This window comes from Mycobacterium sp. KBS0706, from assembly GCF_005938675.2.
Lineage (GTDB): Bacteria > Pseudomonadota > Alphaproteobacteria > DSM-16000 > Inquilinaceae > Inquilinus.
Genome location: NZ_VCCH02000210.1, coordinates 1 through 4,790, shown reverse-complemented (window position 1 = coordinate 4,790; position 4,790 = coordinate 1). Strand labels below are relative to the sequence as shown.

The 4,790-nt window shown below is 62.2% G+C and carries 6 protein-coding genes; 3 read left to right on the top strand and 3 right to left on the bottom strand.

The annotated features are described in order from the left end of the window. Positions 1-150: 150 nt before the first annotated feature. Both FFK22_RS41035 and FFK22_RS41030 read right to left on the bottom strand, forming a co-directional pair. Complete coding sequence (locus FFK22_RS41035; RefSeq protein WP_138893565.1) at positions 151-1,050, bottom strand: hypothetical protein; 900 nt, start codon at positions 1,048-1,050, stop codon at positions 151-153. A gap of 58 nt (positions 1,051-1,108) precedes the next feature. Further along, the gene (locus FFK22_RS41030; RefSeq protein ID WP_186002958.1) at positions 1,109-1,768 is read right to left on the bottom strand and encodes a hypothetical protein; all 660 of its coding nucleotides are present in this window, start codon (positions 1,766-1,768) and stop codon (positions 1,109-1,111) included. On the opposite strand from FFK22_RS41030, the gene FFK22_RS41025 reads away from it, so the two are divergent. After that, entirely contained in the window at positions 1,700-2,248 is a 549-nt protein-coding gene (locus tag FFK22_RS41025; RefSeq protein WP_138893567.1) for an RNA polymerase sigma factor, read from the top strand. The genes FFK22_RS41030 and FFK22_RS41025 overlap by 69 nt on opposite strands. A 186-nt stretch (positions 2,249-2,434) precedes the next feature. On the opposite strand, the gene FFK22_RS41020 is transcribed toward FFK22_RS41025, so the two are convergent. Beyond that, complete coding sequence (locus FFK22_RS41020) at positions 2,435-2,755, bottom strand: phosphoribosyltransferase family protein (RefSeq protein ID WP_138893568.1); 321 nt, start codon at positions 2,753-2,755, stop codon at positions 2,435-2,437. A 641-nt stretch (positions 2,756-3,396) separates the two neighbouring features. Here FFK22_RS41020 and FFK22_RS41015 point away from each other — a divergent pair. Continuing rightward, positions 3,397-4,239 carry a LuxR C-terminal-related transcriptional regulator gene (locus tag FFK22_RS41015; RefSeq protein ID WP_138893569.1) on the top strand — a complete coding sequence of 281 codons (843 nt, stop codon included), beginning with the start codon at positions 3,397-3,399 and terminating at the stop codon, positions 4,237-4,239. 146 nt (positions 4,240-4,385) lie between these two features. Further along, entirely contained in the window at positions 4,386-4,763 is a 378-nt protein-coding gene (locus FFK22_RS41010; RefSeq protein ID WP_138893570.1) for a DUF1488 domain-containing protein, read from the top strand. Positions 4,764-4,790 lie beyond the last annotated feature (27 nt).

The following is a 4,790-nucleotide window of genomic DNA, read 5'->3' as shown; positions in this document are numbered from 1 at the left end:
GCTGCAATCTCGTCAGGCAGCCAAACGAGCTGGACAAGGCCGAGGGTTGAAACCTGCGACCTTGGCGTGGTGCGCGCCGCAGGAGACTGTGCCTGCCGAGCACCACGAGCCAAGTAGGGCCAGATGCAGCCGCGACTTATCACCAGACCGTCAGTCGAACGGGCGGAAGCCCTGGCGGGCAAGGGACAGATCGCGGTCGTCGACCAAGCCGTTGCCGTCGACGTCCAGATTGGTCGTCTCCCACTCGCCGGTCGGCCCGGTGCCGGGCTTGACCTGCTCGATCCGGTCGGCGAGCTCGTCCTCGAGCGCGTCGATCAGGGCCGGATCCGTGGTCGGATCGGCCTTGAGCTCGGCGATCCGCTCCTGCAGGGCGCGGATCCCCGTCTCTTGCGGCGTACCGAAATTGGCCTGCATGGCTCCGACGTTGGCACTGTAGCCTAGCTCCTTGGCCAGGCTGACCATGGCGGAGACACGGGCACCGTGATTGCGGAATGGTCCGTTGCCGACGGCTGGTGACCAGCCGGAGCCGACCATTGCATCGGTGGCATCGTCGTCGAGCGAGACGGTGTCGGCCTTGCCGGCGCCCAGGGCTTTGCCCTTGTTGCCGTCTGCGTCAACCCCGGCATTGGCACCGCCATTGCCGTTGCCGCTGCCCTGCCCGCCGGCGTTGCTGTTGCCACCGCCATTGCCGTTGTCGCCGCCTTTCCCGCCTCCGTTTCCGCCCCCGTTGCCGCCCCCGTTTCCGCCTCCATTGCCGCCGCCGTGCCCACCGCCATTGTCCTTGACGACGATGAAGTGCGGCTTCGAGACGTCCTTGAGGTCTCCCCAGGTCGCGGCACTGACTCCCGTGGCGTAGAGCAGCCCGAAGGCGGCCACGACGGGCAGGGTCGCAGAAGTGCGAACACGCATGAAAATCTCCAGAACCGTGAAGTCGAATCGAGCAGAAATAGCCCGCGTTACATCCTTGACGACTGACGCGTCACTTATATTCCGCAGAATTCCGTAAATCGTCATGACGGGCACGAGCAGTGCCCCAACGCCGACCTTCATGGAACTGGCGCCCTCGTGCCTGGGCAAATCGGCAACTCGACGGAGGCCGTGCCGGCGGTTATGCCTCGATCAGCGTGCGCACTGCCGCGCACAGGGCCGGCAGGGAAATGGGCTTGTACAGGACGGCCTCTGCCGGATATGTCGCCATCCTCTGATCGCAATAGGCGGTCACGAAGCAGAACGGTATCCGTCTGCGCCACAGGATGTCGGCTACCGGATAGACCCGAAGCCCGCGCTGGAGCCGCACGTCCAATAGGGCTCCGTGCAGCTCCTGTGTCTCGGCGGAAACGAGGGCAGCCCCAAGTGCGCCAGTCGGCCCGACAGGTTCGAGGCCCATCGCGGCGATCGCCTCTGACACCTGGTCGGCCAGACCTGCATCATCCTCTACAACCAGAATACGCCGCCGACCGCCTTCTCTGCGGATCGGGTCGCGTCGGAACAACGAGGGCAGCGGCGCCTGCTCGAAAGCCGTATGCCGGAGTTCGGATTGCTGATGCATTTCCGGTCGCCTCCCAAGAGGCAAGAGAATAAAATAGGTGCCTGCCCGCATCAAGAAGACATCATGGTCGATTAGGATGTTTGTCGTTAAGATTTTATAAGAAATCCTAGTCGATAAGCCAAAATTCTTTTGTTGATTTTGTCGGGCAAAATGAGGGTTCCTGTGTCCGAGATCTCCCTTTCGACAAGCGCGCAGTTCAGTTGCGTTGTCGAGCCTCACATAAGAAGCATCCGACGCTATGCTGCGTCATTGACCCACAATCGTGCGGACGCCGATGATCTTGTGCAGGACACTCTTCTGCGGGCATGCCTCAATCTTCATCGCTGGCAGCCCGACACGAACATGCTGAGCTGGCTTGTCGTGATCATGCGGCGGATCTTCCTGTCACAATATGCGCGGGTAGGGCGCGCGAAACTCAACATCGTTCCTCTTGAGGATCGTGACTTGGGTGTTGAATCCTCGCAGGATCACGCGCTGGAACTTCGGGAGCTGGCGGCCCGCTGGCCAGCGCTGTCGATCGAACATCGCGAGGTCCTGGAATGCATTGCGATCGCAGGCGAGCCCTATGACAAGATGGCCAAACGCCTGCATCTGCCGCTCGGCACACTCCGGTGCCGACTCCATCGGGCTCGAGCAGCGCTGAAGTCGGTTGGCCCGATGCCGAGGATCCGGGCACTGAACCAACGAGCAAGGGGCTAGGGACCGATACCAATTTGCTCTCGACCGTCCGCTTGGGACCCCGGCGCTGTGGCCGGTTTCGGTGCACCTTTGTCGGGCCGGGCTGGCCGAGTTGCGCCGGATCCTGCGGGCTCGGGGCAGGGTCCGGTATCGGGGCGCCGACGCGGCGAGTGCCTATGGCCCGGAGCAGTGGGCCAAGGCGCCGGGCTATGTCGGGTGGTCGGCCGCCTCGACAAGGAGGCTGCTCACCTCCTCGTCCGCCAGTTTGGACAGCGTCTTTAGCACATCCGGCGGCGCCACCGGTACCGCGAGCACCAGCCGGACCGGCTTGGCGACCGTCAACCTCTGCAGGGCCGCGGTGATGGTGCCGCCGGTGGCGATCCCGGCATCGACCAGAATGACGACGCGCCCGGCCACGGAGGGCGCTGGCAGGTCGCCGCGATAGAGACGCCGGCGGCGCTCGATCTGGACCAACTGACGCTCGGTCTCTGCCTCGACATAGCCGCGGCTCGGCATCACATCGCGCATAACGGCGTCATTCAGCACTCACATGCGGATCGGCGCCGTCGACCACCGCGCCGAGCCCCGGCTCCGGATAGCCGGGCGCACCGATCTTGCGCAGGACGACAAGACCCATGGGACAGCAAAATGGACGGAAGGCGGCTCAGGCTGGACCTGCCCACCGTTGATCGAAAAGCGCACTCGCTCCGCCAGGTCGAAGGGCTAAGCCAAAAGGCGGCTCGCCCATTTGGGGAACCCGGGTGACCCAAATGATCTATAAAATTTTAGCCAAATGCCTTGACCGCTTTGAGCAGCTAGGGCTACATACCCATATAGACAGTCCAGTTTGAATGCCGCGAATACACTCCGTGTACTTCTGGTCATACTTCGTCATTTTTGCAATACCCATGAGATTGTGCAAGTTGCCTAATATAACCCGTCCGGTGCCCCGCTGTGCACACTAGTCCTGTTCGGTACGAATGTGCCCGGCAGAGGCGCCGGACGGCAGAAATGGCCTCACGCTTAGAATTCTGTATTGGAACCTTAGTGCGTCGACGTCTCCTTCGAGCGGCAAAATCCTCGCGCACCGGCTCCGACCGCAAACGACAATGAAATCTGCATAAGCGACCAACCGCTCAGAGCGGGCTGCGCCACAGACAGGAGAGAACATGTTTGCGTATCGTGGAAATTATTCCACTGCGGCCGACACCGGACCCCAGGAACAGGATGTCGAGATCGGGCTGCGCCAAAAGGCGGAGGGTGGCGGCGGACAGGCAGTGGCCAGCATCGACGCCCCTGGGCGGGAATTGCCGCGGACGCATCAGGAAGCGCCGCTGATCTCGATCATCGATCCCCGCACGCTCGGCCGGGACACTCTGACGAGGGCACTCCAGGCGGTCGATGGCACGTTCCGCATCCGCGGATACGCCGGCATTGAGGAGTGGCTGCAGGGCGAAGACGTCGAGCACGAGACCTCGGTGATCCTGCTCGGCATTGGGGCGGCCGGCGCCGACGATCAGGATGTCGTGGACCACCTGCAACGGCTTGCCCGCACCTACGCACACATCCCGACGGTGGTGATGGGGGACATTGAGGATCCGCTGCACATCGTCAAGATTCTCGGACACGACGCCCGGGGATATATCCCGACCAGCGTCAATCTCAACGTCCTGGTCGGCGCGATTTCGTTGGCCCGGGCCGGCGGTCTGTTCGTTCCCGCGAGCAGCCTGATCGCCGTCGCGCCTGCGAAGGACTCGGCGGTCAAGTCGCCCCTCTGCGGTCTCCTGACAGATCGGCAGGCGGCGGTCGCTGATGCGATCAGCCGGGGCAAGCCGAACAAGGTGATCGCCTACGAGTTGAACCTCTGCGAGAGCACGGTGAAGGTCCATATCCGCGGCATCATGAAGAAGCTACAGGCGCGGAACCGGACAGAGGTCGCCTTCAAGATGCACAGCTTGGCAAAGCCTCAGAAGGGCGGCAGAGCCAGCTGGTTCCCCGAGACGAGAGCCTGACGCCGGCAAATCTGTTGTCGGGTTTATCCCGCGTATCACTGAAGGCCCCGTAATTGTGCTGCTTCACACCCTTATGAGCGTCGCCGCCTGATCAGAAAACCCATAATTTGTTCATACGCGATTTTCGATTGCGAAGGAATTGGGTCATGAGTCTCAAGTTGACCGTGAAGAGTAGGATCTATGATCCAGATCTTCGCTCCATCATCTTCTACGCGATGGACGGAGCAAAACCGGTTCCCTGCGCGGTTGCTCAGGATGCGCTGCTCGATATGGGCGGCGGCTCTAAGCAACTCTCGTCAGTCAAGCTCCTTCTGCTCTTCGATAAGTACCGTCCACAGCTCCTCGAAATCGCAGCGAGGAAGTACGAAGCGGGCGGAGCGGTGGGAGACACGATCCAGGTTGGTCTCCACGACCTTGTTGCCGTTCGCCTGGCCTGTACTCCTTCCGCTCAACTGGGACCGCCGGAGGCTCGGGCTGGAAATGGGCATGGCGTCCCGGCGCCGATCGGCGCGGTAAGTGCCTAATTCCACGCGATACTAGTGTCCTGATTC

What these genes read in the sequence shown, in the direction of transcription:
- FFK22_RS41035 (WP_138893565.1), bottom strand. Translation starts at nt 1,050, where the DNA reads ATGAAGGTCGGCGTTGGGGCACTGCTCGTGCCCGTCATGACGATTTAC.
- FFK22_RS41025 (WP_138893567.1), top strand. Translation starts at nt 1,700, where the DNA reads ATGAGGGTTCCTGTGTCCGAGATCTCCCTTTCGACAAGCGCGCAGTTC.
- FFK22_RS41020 (WP_138893568.1), bottom strand. Translation starts at nt 2,755, where the DNA reads ATGCGCGATGTGATGCCGAGCCGCGGCTATGTCGAGGCAGAGACCGAG.
- FFK22_RS41015 (WP_138893569.1), top strand. Translation starts at nt 3,397, where the DNA reads ATGTTTGCGTATCGTGGAAATTATTCCACTGCGGCCGACACCGGACCC.
- FFK22_RS41010 (WP_138893570.1), top strand. Translation starts at nt 4,386, where the DNA reads ATGAGTCTCAAGTTGACCGTGAAGAGTAGGATCTATGATCCAGATCTT.